Genomic DNA, 22,861 nt, shown 5'->3' on the forward strand with positions numbered 1-22,861 from the left:
ACAGAAGACAATTTCGAATAACTCAATACCTGTGAATGTCCACACAGATTTCTTGTTTAGATTGTTAAAGAACGTGATGTCGATTTTTCAGACATCGCCGTAAGACGCTAGGTCGTTGGCTTGGGCTGCGTATTCTACGCTTTCCCGTGTCGGCGTCAAGTGTTTTTTCAAACTTTCTTTTCGCCTTGAACTCAGTGTTTTGAACCACTTAACTCAACCCGGTAACCGCTTTCGCTGTCTGCCGTGTCAGTGGATGCGCATTATAGGCACCACAAGATTTTGTGCAAGGCCTTTTTTGAGGTTATTTGTTATTTTTGGCTTGTTTGCGGATAATTTAGCCTGACCAGCTAGTTTTTAAGCATTATACTGTCATAAACCATGAATATATAAGGATTGTTATGTCTACTAATGTAAGAACTTACCAAGGAATTCACCCCAATTTGGCTGATAACGTCTATGTTGATGAGTCTGCGGTACTTGTGGGCGATATAAAACTAGACCATGACGCAAGTGTTTGGCCATTAGTTGCCGCCCGTGGTGATGTGAATAAAATCCGCATTGGTAAACGCAGTAATGTTCAAGATGGGAGTATATTGCATGTCACGCGTAAATCGCCTTCTAATCCTGAAGGAAATCCCTTGATTATCGGTGACGATGTGACTATTGGTCATAAGGCAATGTTGCATGGCTGCAAGATTGGTCATCGTGTATTAATAGGAATGGGTGCGATCTTACTTGATGGGGCCATAGTAGAAGATGACGTGATTGTTGGAGCGGGTTCATTAGTACCACCCAATAAAGTTTTGCAGAGTGGTTATTTGTATGTTGGCAGTCCTTGTAAACAAGTCCGTCCTTTAACTGACGCAGAACGTGCCTTCTTGCCAATGTCTGCAGATAACTATGTTCGTTTAAAAAATGAATACTTAGTGGATTTACAGCAATAGAGAAACGCCATGTAAGCGATATAGATCTGTATGAAGTTGGTCTATATCGTTTTAAGTTTTGTCTAAATGAGTTATTCAACACATTTATATTATTGGCTTAACCACTATAGTGATGAACAAGATAGAGAGTTATTAACACATACAGTATGATTTATACTGCCATTATCGTACGAATGCTGATCACTAGGGTTAAATTAGTAGAGGCGACAACTTAACTTAATATAAAACTGACACGATGTTTAATCGTTAAGTCGTTTTAGCTATTTACAAACCAGGATGTTTGAAGTGAATACCAGAGGTCTGATTAATAATAAACACATCGCCTATGTCGATTTTACCAGTCATCTACTGTTGCTTGCAGTACCTTTATCACTATTTATTATTATCTTCACATTCGCCATACCTAATAATTCGTTCTTTTATCTATCTCTATTCCTTGTTTGTGGTGTTTACACACTGAGTTATGGCATCGCTTATCACATTCATAAACAGAATATTTTGCGGCTTTGGCAGCATTTAGAGCAAGTTATCCATATTAACGACACTACTTATGAGTTAGTTAATTTATCGAGCCAATACAATTCTGAAAATGCCTTCTTAGACGCCCTACTACAAAAAGCGGTTATTGCTATAGATGATGCCGAAATGGGCAGTATGATTTTGGTTGATAAGAACACCAGTAGATTACAATTTGAATCGGTTGTGGGTTTAGATTTAGAGGCTTTGCGAAAAATAAATTTTACTTTAGAGGAAACCTTTCAATTTCGGAGCACGAATGGGCGCTGTGATAAAGCCGTTGTGATTAACAATATGAAAAACATTAATGCTAAAAGTACTCTCACTAGCGATGATCAACATTCACTCTTACATGCTTCAACAAAGCCGATTTGCTCAACCTTATCGAGCCCTATACGTATTGACGGTAAACTTTATGGAATGATGAATTTAGACAGTAGCAAGATGGAAGCCTTTGGTGATTATGATATAAATCTGGTTAATATTCTTACGTCAGAAGCAGCTAACGCAATTTCACTGTATCAGAAGTCTAAAAAAATCGAAATCATGGCAGATTATGATGGACTAACTGAGCTATATAACCGGAAGAAATTTGATAGCGCGATTTTACAATGGCAACATGAGCCAGACTTAGTCAGCTACATTATTATTTTAGATATGGATAATTTAAAGCCGCTAAATGACCAACATGGACATCAGGCGGGTGACGATGCATTAAAAGCCTTTGCGCAATCATTAAAAAAGTTATGGCACTCTGAATTTTTGCTTGCTCGTTATGGTGGCGATGAATTTGTTGCATTATGCCGTGGTCCTATAGAAACCATTGAAAAACAAATCAGCCAACTGCAACAAGACTTAGCGGCTTTATCGCCGGGAATTCACTTTAGTTTCGGGATTGCGCAATTTGTTCAAGATTGGGCAAGCGCCTTTAAGCAAGCGGATAACAATATGTACATCCAGAAAGGTCTCAAAAAAAGGCCGGCTGCGGAAGATTGCGCAACTCACAAGATAAATCATACTCATTAGGCACATCAACACACCACTATAATCTCACCGCTGTCGTTAAAAGCTTCTTGTTCAATAAGACTTTCCGCTTTGTCTTCTAAATCAAAACGGTATTGCTCAAATAAACCGGCGGCATTATGTTGACTTACGTCTTGATGATCACAGAGCTTGCTGATAATACCGAAGCTAGCAAAACAGTTAATATTCATGCCCTGCAGCTGCGCAATGAACCTTACTTGATTCGTTTCAATAAACAGCTGATCGGAAAAAATTACGCTTTGATTCATTAATCAGCTACCTTTTGCATCATTGATTCTCGTAGTTGTCGCATAACTGAAGCGGTTTCAGGAACGACACCACGCCATAGGCTAAAACTCTTTGCAGCTTGGCCGACTAACATACCTAAACCATCAGCAGTTTTATGGGCATGTAGATCTTGAGCCCACTGGTTAAATACAGTGGTTTGGCGGCTATAAGTCATGTCATAACAATCAGTGGTTTCATCAACAATAACACTCGGAAGAGCAATTAACTGCCCCGATAAACCGGCTGAAGTTGAATTAATCACTAAATCAAATGGAGATTTGAGGTCATCGATGGGTTTAGCAAAAAAATTACCGTATTCATTAAATAAACTTTGAAGCTGCACTGCTTTTTCGTGGGTCCGGTTACAAATAACGAGCTGAGCCACATTGTGCTGTAAAATAGGTAAAATGCAGCCTCTTGCCGCGCCACCAGCACCCACCAGTAACACTCGTTTACCTTTTAAGGAGCCAAACAGCATTTCGAGGTCATTAACCAAACCAATGCCGTCAGTATTATCACCACCAATTCTGCCATCGGGCAAATTAAACAAGGTATTGACTGCGCCCGCGAGTTTAGCCATCTCACTGAGCTCGTCGCACATGGCAAACGCCTGCTCTTTAAAAGGCGCAGTAACATTGGCACCTTTTCCACCATCGGCAAAGAATGCCGTTAACCAAGAGTCAAATTGATCGACCGGCGCGAGAATAGCTTCATAGCTTAAGTCTTGCTGAGTTTGCTTGGCAAACTCAGTATGTATAAATGGTGACTTACTTTGGGCTATTGGGTTACCAAATACAGCATACTTATCTGTCATTCGCTTTGTCTCTTCATTAACGATTTAGGGAAACGTCCCACGTAAATCGTGAGATGCTATCGGCTATAGGCTTCAGGCATTGCCGTTTTTTGTAAATAGCGATCACGGAGCTTGTCTTGACGACTGTCTGTGCTTTGCTCCTCTCCTGCAATCCACATCTTTTGCACCTTACTGCTAAACTCGAACGGATCGCCGCTCCATAACACTAAATCTGCAGACTTGCCGACCGCAATCCGCCCAGAGTCTAAATGAAAAATATCCGCCACATTTGCCGTCACAGCAGCAAGGGCATCATCATAATTCATCCCGTTAGCAACCGCATTACCAGCACTAAAACGTAGTGCGTAAATACCATGACTATCACCAGGTAATGCAATGGCTACTTTGACACCCGCGTTTGCCAGTTTACCTGCATTTTCGAGAGAATTATGCAATGCATCGAAACTTTCTGGTAAGTTACGCATGCTATCAATAACCACGGGAATGTTGGCTTGCGCTAGCTTATCAGCCACTAATACAGCATCTGCAGCATTGACCAGGATAAGATCTATGCCTAAGTCTTGTTTAAGTTTAATTAAATGCAAAATATCGCTGGCACGGTCGACGTCAATAATTAATGGTTTTTCACCCGCGAGTACCGCGTGAATAATCTCATCTTCACGACTTGGCACTTCGCTATCATCTTCAGCAGTTTTTTTCGTTTTACTCTTTTTGGCTTGCGCTTTTTTAGCATCTTCAAGTTTATGGATCAATTGCTGCATTCCTGCTGCACGAGAGCCTTCTTCTTTAGCACCTAATGCAACAACTAATCCGGTGTTAGCGGCCAGTATACTGTCCCAATCACCACTTAAGTCTACGGTAAATGTTTGTCCTGCAAAAATGCCTTCGCCACCGCCTGATGACACTACATTACGAGTTATCCCGCCTTTGCGAGCAAATGGCACTGTAGATGCCTTGGGGTTGTAAGCTAAACTAGGATCGAAAACAACATCGGCTTCTTTTTCGTAAGCATCACGTGAAGATGCTACCGCACCAATTTCCACTAAGCCCAAATCATTCATGCTAGCAATAAAACCAGGTGTTAAAATTGCACCCTTGGCATCGATAATGGTGTCAGCAGTCGGTAATAGAGGATTAATAGCCACAATTTTACCGTCTTCAATCACAACCGAAGCATCTTTTAATACACCTTGTTCGGTGGCGGTATGCATGGTGGCATGAATAATGGCAATAGTTTCAGCCTTAACAGCGCTAGTCACTAAAGCAAGACTCATTGATAAACTCAAAGCAAGCGCAGATTTGTTAAATAATGTCATTGTCTTGCTCCTTATTCCTGACCTAACATAAAGTCACTTTGTGCCTGATAGGCAGGGTCTTGGCGGTCATACACTTTTGCACCATCAATAAATACCTGTTCAGCTTGAGCGTATACGCTAAACGGATTGGTATTCCATACAACCACATCTGCATTTTTACCCTTTTCGAGTGAACCAGTCTTATCGCTAATACCCAATGATTTTGCTGCGTTAGCAGTAATCCAGCCAATCACGTGCTCAGCTTTTAAGTTAAAGCCGTTAGCATTTGCGTTATGCATGATTTTTGCTGTTTCTTGATTAAGACGCTGTATGGTTACGCCAGAGTCTGAGTGCACGACAGCACAAGAGTTTTTAACCGCATCGACCATAGCAACATTTTCAAGCACCATGTCGTATGCTTCGAGTTTAAAGCCCCACCAATCTGGCCACATAGCAGCACAATTACCATTCTCAGCAAGTAAATCGGCAATTTTATAAGCTTCTACAGCATGATGGAATGTACCGGCGTGATAACCGAACTCCTTACCTAGGTCGATCATCATTGCCATTTCTTCAGCTTTGTAACAATGGTTGTGAATTAAAATATCACCTTCAAGCACACCTTTTAGAGTGTCTTTCATTAAGTCGCGCTCTGGTGCTACAGGGTTCTTACCTGCGGCATAGTCAGCATCATATTTATCCCAAGCACGTTTGTATTCTGTTGCTTGAATAAACGCTGTACGGTACCCCGCCATATTACCCATACGAGTCATAGGTAATTCGTTACGGCTACCATATAAAGATTTAGGATTTTCACCACAGGCCATTTTCAATCCATAAGGCGCGGCTGGAAACTTCATCGCTTGCATGGTTGTCGCGGGAACATTTTTGAGTGTCACCCCACGGCCCCCAATTAGGTTAGCCGAACCCGGTAAAATTTGTAGCGTAGTGATACCACCTTCTCGGGCACGATTAAACCCAGGGTCTTGTGGCCATACACTATGCTCTGCCCATACCTCAGCGGTTACTGGGTTGGTCATTTCGTTGCCATCATTGTGTGACTCAGCATTCGGGCTTGGATACACGCCTAAATGTGAATGGACATCAATAATACCTGGAGTAATCCACTTACCCTTAGCATCGATTACCACGGCACCTGCAGCGGATAGCTGTTGACCAACAGCACTAATTTTGCCGTCTTTTATCAATACATCAGCATCATCAATACGCTCACCAGTACCGGTTAATACAATGGCATTTTTAAGCAGTGTGGTTGAATTAGGCAATATTTGATAAGTACTAGGATACGGATTGGTATTGATTGTGATTTTAGGGTCTTGTTGTGCTGGGCTACAACCTACAATTACAGTTGATAGCGCTACAGCAACCAATGAAGGCATTACTTTTGCCATTTGGCTCTCCTTTTTATTTTTCACCCAATCTAACCAAGTTAACAGCTGAAATACAGCCTAATCGTTAAATAATTGGTATCAAAACGTTAACAAAAAAATAATCCATCGATGGTAATGATTTCGATATAATAACTTCGACACCCCTAATAACTGACAATATGAACTGGTTACGTAAATTATTCACTAAACAGCAAAACGTTGATGACAGAGATACCACACAGTCAAATGCCTACGACCTTATTGGTGGCGACAAGGTGATCCGTGCGATTGCCCATGACTTTTATCAACAAATGCAAACACGTCCTGAAACCCAAGCACTATTAGCGATGCATCGCTCGCCAATACAATCGTCTGAACAAAAACTGTATGAGTTCTTAAGTGGTTGGTTGGGTGGTCCGCAACTTTATCAGCAAAAACATGGTCACCCGGCATTGCGAGCAAGGCACATGCCCTTCGCGATTGATGAATCGATGCGTGATCAGTGGTTAATTTGTATGCGTGCTGCGATCACCAACGCAATAAAAAAGCCTGAACATCAACAAGTGATTATTCAGGCTATTTCGACTTTAGCAGACAATATGCGTAACCGATGACTCATTAGTGCGACATGGCAAGTATTAAGTTTGGACTAACCAATCTTGAGGTTTTAGGTAGATGTCATACAGTTCTGCTTCTGGGCTCCCTTGTTCAGGAGTAAATGCATATTCCCAACGCACCAATGGCGGCATCGACATTAAAATAGATTCAGTCCGACCGCCTGTTTGTAGACCAAATAAGGTGCCACGATCATAGACCAAGTTAAACTCAACATAGCGACCACGGCGATAAAGCTGGAACTGGCGTTCGTCATCGCCATATTCTAACTCTTTGTTGCGTTCGACTATCGGCGCATAAGCGTCAATAAAGCCGTTGCCTACCGCTTGCATAAACTCAAAGCTTCGCTCAAAACCTGGTTCGTTAAGATCATCAAAAAACAATCCACCGACACCACGGGTTTCATTACGATGCGGTAAGAAGAAGTACTCATCACACCATTTTTTGTACTTTGGATAAACATCTTCACCAAATGGATCGCAAATATCTTTAGCCGTTTGATGCCAACTAACCACATCTTCTTTAAATGGATAGTAAGGGGTTAAATCAAACCCACCACCAAACCACCACACAGGATCAGCGCCCTCTTTACTGGCAATAAAAAAACGCACGTTAGCATGAGTCGTCGGTATATAAGGATTATTAGGGTGAATAACCAATGAAACCCCCATAGCTTCAAAACTGCGGCCAGCTAACTCTGGACGATGAGCAGTGGCCGATGCGGGCATAGCCGCCCCCATCACATGGGAAAAGTTAACGCCGGCTTGCTCAAACACTTGGCCTTGAGTTAATACTCGGCTCGTGCCGCCACCACCTTCTTCACGTTCCCATGAATCGGCTTTGAAGCTGGCTTTACCATCGAGTTGCTCTAAACGCTGACAAATATTTTGCTGTAATGCTAACAAAAAGGATTTTACTTTTTGCACGTCGGGTACTTGAGAACGGTTGTTTGACATAGTATTAGCTTCCACTGCGAATAATTTTACCACTGCGGGCATCAATAATGGTTGATGGCTGACGCTGTTCGCCCAGCTTACCTAAAATCAATGCATCAATTTTATCACTAAAATCTGTGATGATATTTTGTGCATCGACGACCGGTGGCTCACCGGCTAAATTGGCGCTTGTCGATACTAAGGGCTTATTAAGGGTGTTACATAACTCTCGCACCACAGGATGTGCTGATATGCGCACAGCTATCGAATCAAATTCACCGCAGAGTAATTTAGATACATGCGGTTTTATTGGCATCACAAAAGTGAAGGGCCCTGGCCACTTTGATTGGGCAAACTGCAACTGCTGCTCCGTTAGCTGAGTCAAATCAAGATAAGGTAGAAGTTGCTCAAATGAACTGGCGACCAAGATTAAGCCTTTCTGCCAAGGACGTTGCTTTACGGCCAATAACTTTTCGATAGCACTGTCGTTATCAGGATCACAGCCTAAACCAAATACCGCTTCAGTAGGATAAGCAATAACTCCACCTTGATTGATAACGGAGACGACAGCAGCTGGCTGCAATTGCAACATGGAATTTCCTCGCATCATTTTAATGGTGTAAGCGAAAAACTATAAAGCTCGCTTATATTTACAGGATTTTTGCGGACATTCAACTCGACTACCCGCAGCACCTTTACGTTCAACTAAAATCCCGAAGCCACAATCAGGACAAGCTTCATTGTAGGGAGGATAGTTTACGATAAACTTACATTTTGGATAGGCACTGCAAGCAAAAAAAGTCTTACCATAACGACTCGTACGAGATTCAAGGTGACCTTTAGCACACAGAGGACAAGTCAATTTTTCGGCTTGATGAGAATGATCGTGCTTCTCAATATGAGTACATTCAGGGTAGTGAGTGCAACCGATAAAAATACCAAACCGACCAGATTTAACCGCAAGCTCATGACCACACTGCGGACACTGCGACCCACTAATAACTTGAGTCTCTAACGACTCATGTTGCACTAATGGGCGAGTATAATCGCAACTGGGATAATTATTACAGCCGACAAAACTGCCATGCTTACTGTGCTTAACCGACAGTTCAGATCCACAAACAGGACAAAGTTCAAACTCTTTCTCCAGTGCATGCTCGTGGGCAGTAAACAACTGCTGATCAATTTTCGACATCGTGCTCTCAATGAATGATATTGTGAAGATCTAAAAAAGGAGGCTAAGCCTCCTTTGTGTTATGAGTGTAAGCGCCCTTCTGGCTGCTCAAAGATTAAATCTTCCATTTGCTCGTAGGCGGACTCATTTCCAGGGACATTAAATAGTACCATTAATACCACCCATTTGAGATCTTCTAACACTAAAGCGGGTTCGTCTAACTCCATGACACGGTCAATAACCATTTCACGAGTTTCAACACTGAGTACTTGGATCTGCTCTAAAAACAGTAAAAAACCACGACACTCAACATCTAACTTGTCCATTTCCGCTTTAGTATAAATACGGAATGAATGTTGGGCGTGATTACATAAATACGGTTTATCACTTTCTTGAAGATCGGCAAGATGCTCTAACCAAGAAAGTGCTTTTATAATATCAACTTGATGAAACCCTGCACGGGTTAACTCTTTCGTGAGTTCATCTTCATCAACTAATAGCTCAATTTCACTATGAACATAATTTTCAAATAAATACATGAGGATATCGAACATGGCTAACTCCTCTTTAGTCTGACGTAACCACCGGGCACTGCTGCAACCCACCCTTGTAACTCAAGTTCAAGCATTTGTATTAACACCAGATCTATTGGTTTTCCACTATCCTCAACCACGGCATCGACTGCAGTTGTTTCATAACCTACACTAGCTAACAGCGGATGAAATGGCAAATCACAAATAGCATTATCCTGTATATGGTACCGTAGATGCAATTGTTCAAGGTGATAATCGGATAAACAGCTTAATTCTTCTATTATATCGGCAGCAGACTCGACAAGTTTTGCCCCATTTTTAATTAAATCATGACAACCTTGGCTATAGCCGCCTAATACTGATCCTGGTACAGCAAACACTTCACGATTTTGCTCCATTGCCAGCCGAGCACTAATTAACGAACCACTTTTACGACTAGCCTCCACCACAACAGTGCCCAAACTTAAACCACTAACAATACGATTACGCCGAGGAAAATTCCCCGCAAAGGGCCCTATATCAGGCCAATATTCACTGATCACACAACCAGTATTGATAATGTCTTGATACAAATTTAGATGACGCTTTGGGTATATACACTCTACCCCACAACCCAGTACAGCCATGGTCGTTCCATTAACCGCTAAAGTCGCTTTATGAGCTGCACCATCAATACCCGTCGCCATACCACTGGTAATGGCAAACCCTTGGCTCGCTAAATGACGAGCCAGATCTGCGGCCATATCTAATCCACCCCGGGAGGCATTTCGACTACCAACAATAGCGACACTAGGTAATACCAGCGATTCTATTGACCCTTTAACAAATAATACCTGTGGAGGATCGCTAATTTGTGCAAGCAATGGAGGGTAAAGCGGATCAGAGAGGGTCACAATATAGTGATTAGGCTGTGAATCAAGCCAGGTTAAAGCTTGTTCTACCTTGTTAAAGTCAATATGGCATTTAGCCAACAAGCTTGCTGGTAGCGGCAAAGCCTGTGGTTCAAATTCAAGACGTTGGCGAATTTCTTCAACGTCCATTTGAGTTAATAATTGTTGAACCCGAGCCGGTCCTAGCCCAGATACTGCACAAACAACTAACCAGTCAACCAACTTATCTGAAATTATTCACCTTTTATGGTCAGTGGGTCAGGTTTCATCAGTTTATCGCCAACGCGAACAGGACGATCATTAAACATAATCAAGCCTAAGCTAGTCTTATCAAAAACTTTAAAAATCATCAAATTACCATGAAAAACATCCGGCATTTTATACTCAATATCGTCTGAGAAATTCGCCAATAATTTATCGTAAGAAGAGCGGTCAATGGGGCGAACAGGATTGCCATCATTATCAATAATAATGTTTTCGCCATCACGATACATTGAAAAAACATGCCCAGTCTCAACGCCATCATCGGCGCCACGATCAAGGTAAACGACATCTAACTTACCGGCTTCACGAATGTTACCTATAGTACCGATAATTGAAGTAGCAACATTTAAGTCCGCCGCCTTCGGAATGAAATAAGCCGACATTAACGCTTCATCTTCCACTGGCGCAACATGATAGCCACCTTTAGTCTCGCGTAAACTGCTGAGTAATTTAACTTTTGAAACTGCGCCAGACTCAATGACCCGCCCGCTAGAAGCCAAAATAATTTCTTGGCCTAATAATTCACCACTATCAGCAGCAAAAAACTCACGACCCGTTTGGTACATTGCAACCTTTAGGCCTTGCTCCAGCTGCGCGTTAACATAAACAATATCATCCACCACATGATGAATTGATGGGCTTTCACCGCTCATTACAATTGGTAATCCTGATAACCAAGTCGGATCTACCACTCTATTTTGTACCAAATAAGGTTTAATTAATGCCAGATCAACCGCCGGGATCGGGCCATCCTTAGACTCTACACGGCCTTCAGGACTTTTTTTAACATGTTGCTTAACCACTAAACGAGGCTGACCATCGATAAAGACTAATGTCAGTCTATCGCCTGGATAAATAAGATGTGGGTTGGCAATTTGCGGATTAACTCCCCACAATTTAGGCCAACGCCAAGGATCATTTAAAAAATATCCGGAGATATCCCACAATGTATCGCCTTTTTTAACGACATACGTGTCAGGATGCCCCGCCTTTAAAGTTAATGTATCAGCGTGGGCCACAAAAATATTTAATGATAAAAAAGCAAGTAAAAGTAAGCGTTTCATGGTGCGGTCCATGTTGTTTAGCTCTTTATTAGAGCTTTTTACTGTTATTGAAAGGCGGTAAGGATTAAAATTACCCTTATCGCAATAGCCAGTATAGCTAACTGGCTGAAATTTGACAGACTTGTTAAGAGTTTATATATGCCATTACTTAATGTTTTACGCTTTCCAGATGAACGTTTACGCACTATTGCTCAGCCTGTAACGGATTTCGGTCCAGAGCTACAGACACAAATAGATAACATGCTAGAAACAATGTACCAAGAAAAAGGAATTGGTCTGGCAGCAACTCAAGTGGATTTTCATCAGCAACTGATTGTGATGGATCTACAAGATGATGTTGAACGACCGACTATTTTTATTAATCCACAAATTGTCGCGAGCAGCGGTGACTTGGCCAATGAAGAAGGTTGCTTATCGGTACCGGGGATTTACGCTAAAGTTGATCGCGCCGAGTTTGTCACCTTAAAAGCACTAGATCGTCACGGTAAAGAGTTTACCGTTGAAGCTGATGAGTTGTTTGCTATTTGTATTCAACATGAAATGGATCACTTAAAAGGTAAGTTATTTGTCGATTATTTATCGCCATTGAAACGCCAACGCATTAAAACTAAGCTTGAAAAAGAAGCTCGTTTAGATGCTAGAGAAGCATAGGAATAAATTTGAAACCGTTAAAAATTATCTTTGCCGGTACTCCGGATTTCGCGGCTGGCCATTTACAGGCACTCATAGACTCAGAACATGAGGTGATTGCAGCTTATACCCAACCCGACAGACCTGCTGGGCGAGGTAAGAAACTCACAGCAAGCCCAGTAAAAGATTTGGCGTTAAAAAATGGAATCACCGTATTCCAACCCAGCTCATTGCGAAATGAAGAGGCGCAAGCAGAATTAGCCAGCCTTAACGCAGATATCATGGTGGTGGTTGCTTACGGATTGATTTTACCAAAGATAGTACTTGATACCCCGCGCTTAGGCTGTATCAATGTTCACGGTTCAATTTTACCGCGCTGGCGCGGAGCGGCACCAATCCAACGGGCATTGTGGGCTGGTGATACACAAACCGGTGTCACCATTATGCAGATGGATATTGGCCTAGACACTGGTGATATGCTGCTCAAAACGCATTTACCGATCGAAGATACCGATACCTCAGCCAGCCTTTATGAAAAACTCGCCGAGCAAGGGCCAAAAGCCTTAGTACAGGCACTGTTTGGTTTAAGTGAAGGTAGCCTAAAAGCAGAAAAACAAGATGAAACATTGGCTAACTATGCTGAAAAGTTGTCAAAAGAAGAAGCGCGTCTTGATTGGCACAAAAGTGCTAAGCAATTATGGCAAGAAATTCGTGCATTTAATCCTTGGCCAGTAAGCTACTTTGATCATCAACAAAGTAGCATAAAAGTGTGGCAGGCAGATTACTCTGATGACAAATGCACCGAATCTCCAGGAACGATTATTGCGGCAACTAAACAAGGGATTGAGGTTGCCACGGCAGATGGTAAGTTAATCATTAAAACCATGCAGCTGCCTAATAAAAAGCCGCTTGATGTGGCCGATATTCTCAATGCTCGTGGTGATTGGTTTACTGCTGGTATATGTATAAACCAAGAGGCCAACTAGCATGAATGTGCGCGCATTAGCAGCCAAAACGATTTATGAAGTACTTGAAAAAGGTATCTCATTATCGGTCGCACTACCCGATCAGCAACAACACCTCGACAATGGCAAAGACAAAGCCTTACTGGCAGAATTATGTTATGGCGTAATGCGCCAATTACCCCAGTTAGATAAATGTGTAAGTGACTGTTTGGCAAAGCCCTTTAAAGGTAAACAACGTATATTGCATCAATTGTTGATTGTCGGTTGTTACCAGCTTTACTTTACTCGTATACCGGCACATGCGGCGATTTCTGAAACGGCAGAAGCCTGCAGACAGCTTCGTTTTGATGGTTTAGTAAAAGTAGTCAATGGTGTATTGCGGACCATTCAGCGTCAAGACGCCGAACTAAATACTGACTCAGACACCTTACGCTTTAACACTCCTGCTTGGTTTATTAAACGCTTACAACAAGCTTATCCTGACAAATGGCAACATATTATTGAGCAGAGCCACCAGCGTCCACCAATGTGGCTGCGCAATAATCAGCAGTTACAAACACGTGACACTTATTTAGCGGCATTAGCTCAATACGATATTCCAGCTCAAGCAGGCCCAAGCCAAGATGCTATATTGCTTGATGCTGCAAAAGATGTGGCTGCACTACCTGATTTTATGGAAGGTGCCGCATCAGTACAAGATGGCGCCGCACAATGGGCAGCAACCTTACTGGCACCGAAAGCTGATGAACTTGTTTTAGATGCTTGCGCCGCACCAGGTGGCAAAAGTTGCCACTTGCTAGAGCTCGCTCCCAATATCAATTTAGTTGCAGTCGACTTTGATCAAAAACGCCTTGCTCGAGTACAACAAAATCTGGACAGGTTGCATTTAAAAGCGCAACTTATTCACGGCGATGCCGCGGATATCCCATCGTGGTGGCAAGGACAGCAATTTGATCGAATATTACTTGATGCACCTTGCTCTGCTACTGGGGTTATTCGTCGTCACCCAGACATAAAGTGGTTACGAAAAAATAGCGACATTGAAGAATTAGCGAATTTACAAAAACAGATATTAGATCATTGCTGGCAATGGCTTAAACCTGGTGGCACATTGTTGTATGCAACCTGCTCTATTTTACCGCAGGAAAATAGCCAACAAGTTGAACAATTCCTAGAACGAACAGCGGATGCGAGTCTAATACCGATAGAGCAACAAACTCAGCTCGATGACATCGGTTGGCAAATTTTGCCAGGACAAGACAATATGGACGGCTTTTATTACGCGCGCCTAGTTAAAGCAATTTAAGGATGTACCTCAAGCCATGAAAATTATTATTTTAGGGGCTGGGCAAGTTGGCGGCACACTCGCTGAGAACTTGGTCGGTGAAAATAACGACATCACACTCGTCGACAGTGATCGAGCTCGACTCAGACTGTTGCAAGATAAATTTGATTTACGTGTTGTTGTCGGTCATGGCGCCCATCCTAATATTTTAAAAGAGGCAGGCGCAGAAGACGCAGACATGCTCATTGCGGTGACTAACAGTGACGAATGCAACATGGCAGCCTGCCAAATCGCTTATAGCCTATTTGGTACCCCCACAAAGATTGCTCGTATTCGCTCAGAAGCGTATTTGGAACTACAAGATAAACTGTTTATTAACAGCGAAATTAAGAGTGGCGATGCTAAGCCTCGTGGCGGTTTTATTATAGATCAACTCATCGCACCCGAGCAGTTAGTAACTACTTACATACAAAGATTAGTTGAGTATCCAGGCGCCCTTCAAGTACTTGAATTCGCAAAAGGAAAGCTCAGCCTGGTAGCAGTTAAAGCCTATTATGGTGGTCCACTGGTGGGTAATGCACTTGCGACACTTCGCGAACATATGCCCAATATTGATACCCGGGTTGCCGCTATTTTTAGACAAGGCCGTCCCATCATGCCGCGAGGCACCACGATTATTGAAGCCGATGATGAAGTCTTTTTCGTCGCCGATAGTCGCCATATTCGTGCCGTGATGAGTGAAATGCAAAAGCTGGATAATTCGTACCGCAATATCATGATTGCCGGTGGCGGTAATATTGGTTTTGGTCTGGCCCAAAAGCTGCAACGTACTCATTCAGTTAAATTGATTGAGCACCGTCAAGAGCGTGCTGAGTTACTGTCGGAAAAACTCGAAAAAACCACAGTGTTTTGTGGTGATGCTTCTGACCAAGAATTATTACTAGAAGAAAATATCGATCAAACTGATGTATTTATTGCGGTCACCAATGACGACGAAGCCAATATTATGTCGGCTTTACTAGCCAAACGTATGGGCGCTAAAAAAGTCATGGTGCTAATCCAACGTGAAGCCTATGTCGATATTGTCCAAGAAGCGAATATTGATATTGCGATATCGCCCCAGCAAGCGACAATTTCAGCGCTGTTAACTCATATTCGTCAAGGTGATATCTGTAATGTGTATTCGTTGCGCCGTGGCGCAGCAGAAGCCATTGAAGCGATTGCCCATGGAGACTCAAGCACATCAAAAGTGGTGGGGAAAAAGATTGGCGACATTAAATTACCACCGGGAACCACCATTGGTGCAATCGTCCGTAATGATGAAGTATTAATGGGCCACGATAAAACCGTGATTGAGCAGGGTGACCATGTCATCTTATTCTTAGTAAATAAGAAGTTCATTGGTGACGTCGAAAAACTATTCCAACCTAGTGCTTTTTTCTTTTAGTTATTATGTTTAACGCCAAACAAATCATTTTTATCCTCGGTATTTTCCTCTCAATACTAACCGGATTTATGTTCGTCCCCATGGCTTTTGCACTATTTTATGGTGAAGAGACTATTGGCGACTTTATGATATCCGGTTTATGTAGCGGATTTATCGCTATTTTGTGCATTCAAAATGGTCGAAACCATCATTTTAATCTCAATATCCGCGACATGTTCATGCTGACGAGTATTACTTGGTTTGTAGTGAGTTTATTTGCCGCACTGCCCTTCACTCTTTATCACGGTATCAATTATACCGACGCGTTCTTTGAGACTATGTCTGGCATTACCACTACAGGCTCGACAGTCATGTCGGGCTTAGACAGCATGGACCGTAGCATTCTAGTATGGCGTTCATTACTACAATGGTTAGGTGGCATTGGGTTTATTGTTATGGCAGTAGCAATTTTGCCGTTTCTCAATGTTGGGGGAATGCGCTTATTTAGAACGGAGTCATCTGACTGGAGCGACAAAACCATTCCTCGCACCCAGCATATGGCTAAACACTTGTTTCTTATTTATGTCGTCCTAACACTGCTGTGTACTGTGTCTTATCATATGGCTGGCATGAGTTGGTTTGATGCTATTAATCATGCCATGACAACATTATCAACTGGTGGATATTCAACGTCAGATAGCTCAATGGCAGCCTTTTCGCATTCAGCACATTGGGTAGGAATTGTGTTTATGTTAGCGGGTGGATTACCGCTATTAATGTTTGTACAAACCATACAGCAACGCAGTGTACGCTTATGGAACGACCAACAAGTCATAGGGTTTTTACGCTTTGTATTACTGGTGTCGTTTTCACTCGCTTTTTGGCTATGGCGAGAACAAGATATAGCGTTTATCGATGCATTAAGATTAGCCAGTTTTAATGTCACTTCAGTGATTACCACCACAGGTTATGGCTTAACTGATTATCAATCATGGGGCGCTGTGGCCAGTGTAGTATTTTTATTTTTAATGTTTATTGGCAGTTGTTCCGGCTCGACATCTGGTGGGATAAAAATATTTCGTTTTCAAATCGCATTCTCCATTATGCGTCAACAAATTAAGCAACAATTCCACCCTAATGGTGTGTTTAAAGACAAATATAATGGCCATCGCATTAATGATGATATTGTCCGCTCAATCATGGCATTTTTTATGCTGATGGTTATCGTCATATTAATGCTGTCAATTACTTTAGTGCTCACAGGCTTAGACCCAATGACGAGCTTTACTGGCGCGATAACGGCTGTGACCAACGTAGGGCCAGGCCTTGGGCCAATTATTGGCCCTGCAGGTAACTTTGCCCCGCTGCCAGATGTCGCAAAATGGGCATTAGCAATAGGTATGTTATTAGGGCGCTTGGAAATACTCACTGTTGCGGTATTGTTTCACCCTAAATTTTGGCGTTTTTAGGTTCCTTAAGCAACCACTGCCGCAGCAGATGCTAAATGGCGAATGTGATCAGCATAGACTTTCACATCCTCCCAGTCGGTATAATCGATAATGGCACTGGGATCTGTAGGTCCATCGGTCATTTTCATAATAAGACGGATCATCAAGCTGTCATACCAAGGCCAGGATGGGTAATCGACTTTACCGGCAATAATTTTGACATCTTGTGGTTTCCACGGCGATAAAGTTAAAAACTTCTGTAGGTATTTATTGTTCTCAGGGATACGTTTTTCAGGTTTGCGAGCCACCACATTAACGCAAAAAAAACTATTGGGAAGTTGCGATAAATGTTGCTGATTTATACGTACAAACTCAAATACCGATTTATGATAAGAACCATAAAGTACACAAGCACCTAAGGCCACAGCTTGATATTTAGACCACTCAATTGGGATCTTATCGTTAAGATTCACCACATCACAATGATCGCCTTTAGATTGAATTTGCTCTGCAATTGCACGGCTAATGTGTGCGGTGTGGCCACCTCGAGAATAATACAACACTAAAATATTGGCCATTTTGCGGCTCTCATTACTGATTAATTTGCCTCAGTTTGGCAAGAAAAGCTTTTTAAAACCTCTGTAATGATCACAAATTAGAAATAGCTCATATATTTAATAGTTAAAATTGAGATCTCGATGATGCGGAAGTATGATGTTAAATAAACACGGCTGTATCCAAACTAGCTGGTCATTAAAAGTCATATAAGGACTCTCATGAAGCAAGATATCGATGTCGCAACAATGCTTAATAATGCAGAAACGGCAGCACAATGGCTCAAAGCCATTGCGAATCCTTACCGCTTAATGATTTTATGTTTACTGCTAGAAAATGAGTTAAGTGTTACAGAGTTAAATGAAACTGTCCCGCTGAGCCAATCTGCCTTGTCACAGCATTTGGCGGTACTGCGAACTCAAGATTTGGTCAACACACGTAAGAGTTCACAAGTCGTTTATTACACACTTAAGAATGAACAAGTTACCGAGGTTATTTCTATTCTACATCGACGCTACTGCGTTTAAAGACTGTGAGGGTTAACCACTATCTAGTTTACACAACATAGGTATTTAAACCATATCGAGCGTTAATAGCGCGTATCATTAGACACGCTATTAATGCTATGAGATTATTTTTGCGCAGCTATCTTTTTAGCATAATCATCCACTTTACCCCAATCAGTAAACTCGAACGTCCCCTTAGTATCAGTCGGTCCTTTGGTCATCCACATGATAAATCGAATCATAAATTTATCGAAGAAACGATAACGAGGATAATCAATTTTACCGGCAAATACCCCTAGCAGCTGAGGCTGCCAAGCGGATAAATCGAGAAACTTCACCATATATGGATTGGTCTCTGGGGTATTTTTCTCAGGTTTTCTTGCCACAACGTTTACGGTAAAAAAACTATTCAGTTTGGTATCAAGTATCGCCTTGTTTTGTGAGGCAAACTTGAACAACTCTGGTCTATGTTTACCGTAGCGAATACTGGCACCTATTACCACTTTATCAGCACAAGCTAATGCATCAGCACTCACCTGTGCCAGATTGACGAGATTAACTTGCTCACCTTGCTCAGTTAATCTTTGTTGAATTTTCTGACAAATGGCTAATGTCTGCCCGTCAACCGTTGAGTATAAAATAAGCGTGTTTAACATTAATTTTTCCAAAATGTTGGAGTGAATAGCACCAATAAGGTGAACACCTCTAATCGACCGAATAGCATTGCCATGACCAGTACCCACTTTGCACCGTCTGAAATACTCGCATAATTTGATGCAACGTCACCTAAACCTGGGCCCAAGTTATTGATACTTGCAGCGGTTGCACTGAACGCAGTAATGGCGTCCATATCTAAAGCCATCAAAATCACCATACAGACGACAAAGACTAATGCATAAGCAGAAAAGAATCCCCACACAGCATCAATAATTCTATCCGGCAATGCAGTTGAACCAATTTTTATTGAATACAATGCTTTAGGATGCACTAAGCGCTTAAGCTCACGTGAACCTTGCAGAATAAGTAGAATGAATCGAATCACTTTTATGCCGCCACCTGTTGAGCCTGCACAACCACCAATAAAGCTGGAAAATATTAATAAAATAGGCAAAAACAACGGCCAGGAATGAAAACTTTCGGTACCAAAGCCAGCGGTTGTGGAAATAGAAACCACTTGAAAAAAGGCATAATCAAGGGTTTTCTCTGGCGTATCGTAAATACCAGACTGATACAAAGTGATAAAACAAATCGCAGTCAACACCAATTGAATCGCAATAATCACCCTAAACTCAGCATCTTTTAAATACACTTTAACGTTAATGCCACGGCGAGTGAATGCAGCGAAGTGTAAGCTAAAATTGACCGCCGCAATCAGCAAGAATATTGCACAAATCACATTGATCAACGGGCTTTGAAAGTAGCCCATGCTGGCATCATGAGTAGAAAAACCACCAATCGCAATGGTCGAAAACGAATGACAAATAGCATCAAAAGCATCCATACCCGCAAAGTAATATGCCAATGCGCAAGCAGAGGTAAGCATAAAGTATATGTACCACAATGCTTTAGCTGTTTCAGCAATACGCGGTGTCACTTTAGTGTCTTTTACTGGCCCCGGTACTTCTGCTTTATATAGCTGCATACCACCAATACCCAGCAAAGGTAGAATAGCGACGGCTAATACAATAATCCCCATACCGCCCATCCACTGCAGCAAATGACGATAAAACAATATTGACTTAGGCAAGTCATCTAAGCCAACAATAACGGTGGCTCCCGTGGTAGTTAACGCTGAAAACGATTCAAAAAAACTGTCGGTCCAACTTAAATCGGGGTTATTAGCAAAAATAAACGGCAGTGCACCTATCGACCCCAAAACGGTCCAGAACAACACCACAATCAAAAAACCTTCACGAGTTCGCAGCTCAGCTTTTTGATGACGATTGGGATACCATAATAAAAACCCTAAAAAAATACTGACAAAAAAAGCCTGAATAAAAGCAGTACCACCACCATCTTTGTACAAGATAGCCACTAATGCTGACGGCAGCATAGTGATTGAAAATAATCCCATCAGCAAACCGGTAATTCTAATAATTGTTTTATATTGCATTAAGGATTCTGTTTAGTTGTGCTGCGTCGGATTTAACAATTGAGTGACATTTTGGCATAAGTTAGTCATAGCTCAAACTGTAAACTTTACTTGTAGCTGGCCCTGAGTCAGAGTCGCTAGCGCTAAGTTAAACGCCTGATGATGTGATTTAGCCAACTCAAGGCGTATTTCAACCCGGTCAGTAAACACTTTATCGATTACTACGCCGTCGTGTTGAGCAACTAAATATTCAATATCAGCTAGTTGAGCATAATGACACACTAAGTTTGCCGGATACCTCAAATGCTTAACCTGAGTTTGTATTTGAGTTAACCCTTGCTTGATACCCGAAGTATAAGCTCGTACTAAACCACCAACGCCTAACTTAGTACCACCAAAATAACGCACAACAATAGCACCAAGCTCACCAATATTTGCGCCTTGTAAACACGCTAACATGGGCTTACCCGCACTACCTGACGGCTCGCCATCATCGCTAGCGCCCATATCAATGGTATTTTCAGGGCTACCAGCAACGAATGCATAACAATAGTGGTTGGCACCTGGATATTGCTGCTTTATGTCAGTAAGTACTAACTTCATATCATTAGCATGCGGGCAATGAAATAACAAAGAGATAAAGCGGCTATGCTTTATCTCTTCTTCTATGACTAAGTTAGCTTGTGGTATTAGGTATGACTCAATCAACTAAACCAGACTCTCTTGTCATATTTTCAACTCGGTTATGATGCACAATCACGTTATCTTCGATGCGGATACCACCAAACGGTCGCAGCTCAGCAACGGTTTGCCAATTAATGGTTTGCTTAGCTGTTGTAGATAGTTGCTCAAGCAAAGTATCTATAATATAAAGGCCCGGCTCAATGGTGAGCACTTGATTTGCAGCCAATACTCGAGTGCAACGTAAAAAGGGATGCGCTTCTGGCGCCGCGATATGGGTTCCACGTTCATCGTGGGCAAATCCGCCCATATCATGAACTTGTAACCCTAACATATGCCCTAGCCCATGTGGGAAAAAGGCACTAGTAACACCTTGGGCGACTAACTGTTCAGCTGTGCCATTAGCTATGCCAAAATCAATCAGTAACTGGCCTATATGATGATGTGTCGCAACATGCAGATCGACGTATTTAACTCCTGGCTTCATTTGCCCAATAATGGCTAATTGCACTTTATCTAGGGCGGCAATTAATTCACAAAAACGATTTTTCTCAAATGCGTATGTTCGAGTGATATCGGCAGCATAACCATGGAAGTTAGCACCTGCATCAATCAAAAATGATAACCGCTGAGCCGGCTTAGCATGCTCTAAAGCGGTGTAATGTAAAATAGCCGCATTTTGATTTAACGCGACAATGTTGCCATAGGGCACTTCGTTTTCACTCTGGCCAATTTCAAGCAAATAGCATTGCTGGATCTCAAACTCGCTGGCACCATTATAAAAAGCATTTTTGGCCGCCAAATGCCCTTTTACCGCAATTTGGTTCGCTCGACGCATGCACTCAAGTTCATACTGAGTTTTATCAGCACGGTGGTAATGTAAGTAGTTCATTACCGCATCAGGATTACGCGCACTAAAACCTAATACATCAGCAACATCTAAATGCTCACCGATATATGCCCATGTTGTGAGGTTTTTAGGTAGATAGTCTGCGATACGATCTGGCTTAGTTAATAGCTGAATATCAAAATGTTCAGTCCAAAAAGCCTGCGGTACATCGTTAACCTTATGCCAAAAATCGACCGGACGATAAAAAACTAGCGTTGGCTTGTCTTGGCCATTGGCAATAACCCAACAATTAGCGGTATCTAAAATAGGTAACCAAGCTTTAAATTGCGGGTTAACTTTAAAGGGATAATTTAAGTCATCTAAAAACTGTCGGTGCGGTTGCCCTGAATGAATGACTAAACCCGAGATATTTTCACGCTGACAAATTTCAGCGACACGACGATTTAGTTCGTCGATGTGTGCATGGTATAGATGAGCTAACTGATCCATTGACTATCCCTTTTCATAAGTTTTAACTCAATCAGTCTATCACAAACATAAAAACTCCTCGCTAGATGATAAAAAATTAAACGGCCGTTTAAATTGGGTGTTGTAATTTTTCTCATTTAGTCGCACACTGAGAATTAGCTGGTCAATAGATGGCCGAAACTGCTGTGATTCAAGCTTGATAACTGCAC

The 22,861-nt window shown here is 42.0% G+C and carries 24 protein-coding genes; 9 read left to right on the plus strand and 15 right to left on the minus strand.

What is annotated here, in order from left to right; all coding sequences use genetic code 11:
• Window positions 1–398 precede the first annotated feature (398 nt).
• The gene (locus H5114_RS18065) at window positions 399–944 is read left to right on the plus strand and encodes a gamma carbonic anhydrase family protein (protein ID WP_182723685.1); all 546 of its coding nucleotides are present in this window, start codon (window positions 399–401) and stop codon (window positions 942–944) included.
• Between the two features lie 285 nt (window positions 945–1,229).
• Window positions 1,230–2,486: a sensor domain-containing diguanylate cyclase gene (locus H5114_RS18070; protein WP_310736399.1), complete on the plus strand. Its 1,257-nt coding sequence runs from the start codon at window positions 1,230–1,232 to the stop codon at window positions 2,484–2,486.
• Between the two features lie 5 nt (window positions 2,487–2,491).
• Here H5114_RS18070 and H5114_RS18075 read toward each other — a convergent pair whose 3' ends face one another.
• The 4 genes from H5114_RS18075 to H5114_RS18090 are packed head-to-tail and all read right to left on the minus strand — an operon-like array spanning window position 2,492 to window position 6,292.
• Window positions 2,492–2,752 (minus strand): DUF1488 domain-containing protein, encoded by a 261-nt coding sequence (locus tag H5114_RS18075; RefSeq protein ID WP_182723687.1) that lies wholly within the window; start codon window positions 2,750–2,752, stop codon window positions 2,492–2,494.
• Entirely contained in the window at window positions 2,752–3,585 is an 834-nt protein-coding gene (aroE, locus tag H5114_RS18080) for a shikimate dehydrogenase (protein WP_182698810.1), read from the minus strand. Before aroE ends, H5114_RS18075 begins: the two co-directional genes overlap by 1 nt.
• Before the next feature lie 56 nt (window positions 3,586–3,641).
• Window positions 3,642–4,901: an amidohydrolase family protein gene (locus tag H5114_RS18085; protein WP_182723688.1), complete on the minus strand. Its 1,260-nt coding sequence runs from the start codon at window positions 4,899–4,901 to the stop codon at window positions 3,642–3,644.
• Window positions 4,902–4,912: 11 nt separating this feature from the next.
• Window positions 4,913–6,292: an amidohydrolase gene (locus tag H5114_RS18090; RefSeq protein ID WP_182698812.1), complete on the minus strand. Its 1,380-nt coding sequence runs from the start codon at window positions 6,290–6,292 to the stop codon at window positions 4,913–4,915.
• Window positions 6,293–6,450: 158 nt separating this feature from the next.
• Between H5114_RS18090 and H5114_RS18095 the strand changes: the two genes are divergently transcribed.
• Window positions 6,451–6,885: a group II truncated hemoglobin gene (locus H5114_RS18095; protein ID WP_182723689.1), complete on the plus strand. Its 435-nt coding sequence runs from the start codon at window positions 6,451–6,453 to the stop codon at window positions 6,883–6,885.
• 24 nt (window positions 6,886–6,909) lie between these two features.
• Here H5114_RS18095 and hemF read toward each other — a convergent pair whose 3' ends face one another.
• From hemF to H5114_RS18125, 6 genes are all read right to left on the minus strand, one after another.
• Entirely contained in the window at window positions 6,910–7,842 is a 933-nt protein-coding gene (gene hemF, locus H5114_RS18100) for an oxygen-dependent coproporphyrinogen oxidase (RefSeq protein ID WP_182698814.1), read from the minus strand.
• A 4-nt stretch (window positions 7,843–7,846) separates the two neighbouring features.
• On the minus strand, window positions 7,847–8,413 hold the full coding sequence (locus tag H5114_RS18105; RefSeq protein WP_124016544.1) for an L-threonylcarbamoyladenylate synthase: 567 nt from the start codon (window positions 8,411–8,413) through the stop codon (window positions 7,847–7,849).
• Between the two features lie 39 nt (window positions 8,414–8,452).
• Window positions 8,453–9,016, minus strand: coding sequence for a type I DNA topoisomerase (locus H5114_RS18110; protein ID WP_182698815.1), 564 nt, complete (start codon window positions 9,014–9,016; stop codon window positions 8,453–8,455).
• Window positions 9,017–9,075: 59 nt separating this feature from the next.
• Window positions 9,076–9,549: a DUF494 family protein gene (locus H5114_RS18115; RefSeq protein ID WP_182698816.1), complete on the minus strand. Its 474-nt coding sequence runs from the start codon at window positions 9,547–9,549 to the stop codon at window positions 9,076–9,078.
• A 2-nt stretch (window positions 9,550–9,551) separates the two neighbouring features.
• Complete coding sequence (dprA, locus tag H5114_RS18120) at window positions 9,552–10,568, minus strand: DNA-processing protein DprA (RefSeq protein ID WP_182698845.1); 1,017 nt, start codon at window positions 10,566–10,568, stop codon at window positions 9,552–9,554.
• A gap of 83 nt (window positions 10,569–10,651) precedes the next feature.
• Window positions 10,652–11,758, minus strand: a complete 1,107-nt coding sequence (locus H5114_RS18125; protein ID WP_124016547.1) for a LysM peptidoglycan-binding domain-containing protein — start codon at window positions 11,756–11,758, stop codon at window positions 10,652–10,654.
• Window positions 11,759–11,884: 126 nt separating this feature from the next.
• Here H5114_RS18125 and def point away from each other — a divergent pair, with 126 nt between their 5' ends.
• From def to H5114_RS18150, 5 genes are read left to right on the plus strand one after another with little or no spacing between them, the layout of a single operon-like run.
• On the plus strand, window positions 11,885–12,397 hold the full coding sequence (gene def, locus H5114_RS18130) for a peptide deformylase (protein WP_220487684.1): 513 nt from the start codon (window positions 11,885–11,887) through the stop codon (window positions 12,395–12,397).
• 8 nt (window positions 12,398–12,405) lie between these two features.
• A complete protein-coding gene (gene fmt / locus H5114_RS18135) occupies window positions 12,406–13,362 on the plus strand; it encodes a methionyl-tRNA formyltransferase (protein ID WP_182698818.1) in 957 nt (318 codons plus the stop codon).
• Between the two features lies 1 nt (window position 13,363).
• Window positions 13,364–14,647 carry a 16S rRNA (cytosine(967)-C(5))-methyltransferase RsmB gene (gene rsmB, locus H5114_RS18140; protein WP_124016550.1) on the plus strand — a complete coding sequence of 428 codons (1,284 nt, stop codon included), beginning with the start codon at window positions 13,364–13,366 and terminating at the stop codon, window positions 14,645–14,647.
• A 16-nt stretch (window positions 14,648–14,663) separates the two neighbouring features.
• Entirely contained in the window at window positions 14,664–16,073 is a 1,410-nt protein-coding gene (gene trkA / locus H5114_RS18145; RefSeq protein WP_124016551.1) for a Trk system potassium transporter TrkA, read from the plus strand.
• A 5-nt stretch (window positions 16,074–16,078) separates the two neighbouring features.
• Window positions 16,079–17,521, plus strand: coding sequence for a TrkH family potassium uptake protein (locus H5114_RS18150; RefSeq protein WP_182698819.1), 1,443 nt, complete (start codon window positions 16,079–16,081; stop codon window positions 17,519–17,521).
• 5 nt (window positions 17,522–17,526) lie between these two features.
• Here the strand turns inward: H5114_RS18150 and hemG (H5114_RS18155) are convergent, their stop codons facing one another.
• Window positions 17,527–18,078: a menaquinone-dependent protoporphyrinogen IX dehydrogenase gene (gene hemG, locus H5114_RS18155; RefSeq protein WP_124016553.1), complete on the minus strand. Its 552-nt coding sequence runs from the start codon at window positions 18,076–18,078 to the stop codon at window positions 17,527–17,529.
• A 198-nt stretch (window positions 18,079–18,276) separates the two neighbouring features.
• Here hemG (H5114_RS18155) and H5114_RS18160 point away from each other — a divergent pair, with 198 nt between their 5' ends.
• Window positions 18,277–18,582 (plus strand): metalloregulator ArsR/SmtB family transcription factor, encoded by a 306-nt coding sequence (locus tag H5114_RS18160; RefSeq protein ID WP_124016554.1) that lies wholly within the window; start codon window positions 18,277–18,279, stop codon window positions 18,580–18,582.
• 104 nt (window positions 18,583–18,686) lie between these two features.
• Here the strand turns inward: H5114_RS18160 and hemG (H5114_RS18165) are convergent, their stop codons facing one another.
• The 4 genes from hemG (H5114_RS18165) to pepQ all read right to left on the minus strand — a co-directional run bounded on the left by hemG (H5114_RS18165) (window position 18,687) and on the right by pepQ (window position 22,673).
• Window positions 18,687–19,217 carry a menaquinone-dependent protoporphyrinogen IX dehydrogenase gene (gene hemG / locus H5114_RS18165; RefSeq protein ID WP_182723690.1) on the minus strand — a complete coding sequence of 177 codons (531 nt, stop codon included), beginning with the start codon at window positions 19,215–19,217 and terminating at the stop codon, window positions 18,687–18,689.
• Complete coding sequence (locus H5114_RS18170) at window positions 19,217–20,674, minus strand: TrkH family potassium uptake protein (RefSeq protein WP_124016556.1); 1,458 nt, start codon at window positions 20,672–20,674, stop codon at window positions 19,217–19,219. Before H5114_RS18170 ends, hemG (H5114_RS18165) begins: the two co-directional genes overlap by 1 nt.
• Before the next feature lie 72 nt (window positions 20,675–20,746).
• Window positions 20,747–21,361 carry a YigZ family protein gene (locus H5114_RS18175; RefSeq protein ID WP_182723691.1) on the minus strand — a complete coding sequence of 205 codons (615 nt, stop codon included), beginning with the start codon at window positions 21,359–21,361 and terminating at the stop codon, window positions 20,747–20,749.
• Window positions 21,354–22,673, minus strand: coding sequence for a Xaa-Pro dipeptidase (gene pepQ / locus H5114_RS18180; RefSeq protein WP_182698822.1), 1,320 nt, complete (start codon window positions 22,671–22,673; stop codon window positions 21,354–21,356). The genes H5114_RS18175 and pepQ overlap by 8 nt, the downstream gene beginning before the upstream one ends.
• Window positions 22,674–22,861: the final 188 nt, after the last annotated feature.

It is taken from the genome of Shewanella sp. SR43-8 (assembly GCF_014163775.1).
GTDB classification, from domain to species: Bacteria; Pseudomonadota; Gammaproteobacteria; order Enterobacterales; family Shewanellaceae; genus Shewanella; species Shewanella vesiculosa.

Excerpts from the sequence above, each read along its gene's own strand:
- H5114_RS18105 (WP_124016544.1), bottom strand. The coding sequence starts at position 8,413 with ATGTTGCAATTGCAGCCAGCTGCTGTCGTCTCCGTTATCAATCAAGGT.
- def (WP_220487684.1), top strand. The coding sequence starts at position 11,885 with ATGCCATTACTTAATGTTTTACGCTTTCCAGATGAACGTTTACGCACT.
- H5114_RS18115 (WP_182698816.1), bottom strand. The coding sequence starts at position 9,549 with ATGTTCGATATCCTCATGTATTTATTTGAAAATTATGTTCATAGTGAA.
- pepQ (WP_182698822.1), bottom strand. The coding sequence starts at position 22,673 with ATGGATCAGTTAGCTCATCTATACCATGCACACATCGACGAACTAAAT.
- H5114_RS18170 (WP_124016556.1), bottom strand. The coding sequence starts at position 20,674 with ATGCAATATAAAACAATTATTAGAATTACCGGTTTGCTGATGGGATTA.
- H5114_RS18085 (WP_182723688.1), bottom strand. The coding sequence starts at position 4,901 with ATGACATTATTTAACAAATCTGCGCTTGCTTTGAGTTTATCAATGAGT.
- aroE (WP_182698810.1), bottom strand. The coding sequence starts at position 3,585 with ATGACAGATAAGTATGCTGTATTTGGTAACCCAATAGCCCAAAGTAAG.
- H5114_RS18065 (WP_182723685.1), top strand. The coding sequence starts at position 399 with ATGTCTACTAATGTAAGAACTTACCAAGGAATTCACCCCAATTTGGCT.
- hemG (WP_124016553.1), bottom strand. The coding sequence starts at position 18,078 with ATGGCCAATATTTTAGTGTTGTATTATTCTCGAGGTGGCCACACCGCA.
- H5114_RS18110 (WP_182698815.1), bottom strand. The coding sequence starts at position 9,016 with ATGTCGAAAATTGATCAGCAGTTGTTTACTGCCCACGAGCATGCACTG.
- rsmB (WP_124016550.1), top strand. The coding sequence starts at position 13,364 with ATGAATGTGCGCGCATTAGCAGCCAAAACGATTTATGAAGTACTTGAA.
- hemF (WP_182698814.1), bottom strand. The coding sequence starts at position 7,842 with ATGTCAAACAACCGTTCTCAAGTACCCGACGTGCAAAAAGTAAAATCC.
- dprA (WP_182698845.1), bottom strand. The coding sequence starts at position 10,568 with ATGGACGTTGAAGAAATTCGCCAACGTCTTGAATTTGAACCACAGGCT.
- trkA (WP_124016551.1), top strand. The coding sequence starts at position 14,664 with ATGAAAATTATTATTTTAGGGGCTGGGCAAGTTGGCGGCACACTCGCT.
- H5114_RS18160 (WP_124016554.1), top strand. The coding sequence starts at position 18,277 with ATGAAGCAAGATATCGATGTCGCAACAATGCTTAATAATGCAGAAACG.
- H5114_RS18125 (WP_124016547.1), bottom strand. The coding sequence starts at position 11,758 with ATGGACCGCACCATGAAACGCTTACTTTTACTTGCTTTTTTATCATTA.
- H5114_RS18150 (WP_182698819.1), top strand. The coding sequence starts at position 16,079 with ATGTTTAACGCCAAACAAATCATTTTTATCCTCGGTATTTTCCTCTCA.
- hemG (WP_182723690.1), bottom strand. The coding sequence starts at position 19,217 with ATGTTAAACACGCTTATTTTATACTCAACGGTTGACGGGCAGACATTA.
- H5114_RS18090 (WP_182698812.1), bottom strand. The coding sequence starts at position 6,292 with ATGGCAAAAGTAATGCCTTCATTGGTTGCTGTAGCGCTATCAACTGTA.
- H5114_RS18075 (WP_182723687.1), bottom strand. The coding sequence starts at position 2,752 with ATGAATCAAAGCGTAATTTTTTCCGATCAGCTGTTTATTGAAACGAAT.
- H5114_RS18095 (WP_182723689.1), top strand. The coding sequence starts at position 6,451 with ATGAACTGGTTACGTAAATTATTCACTAAACAGCAAAACGTTGATGAC.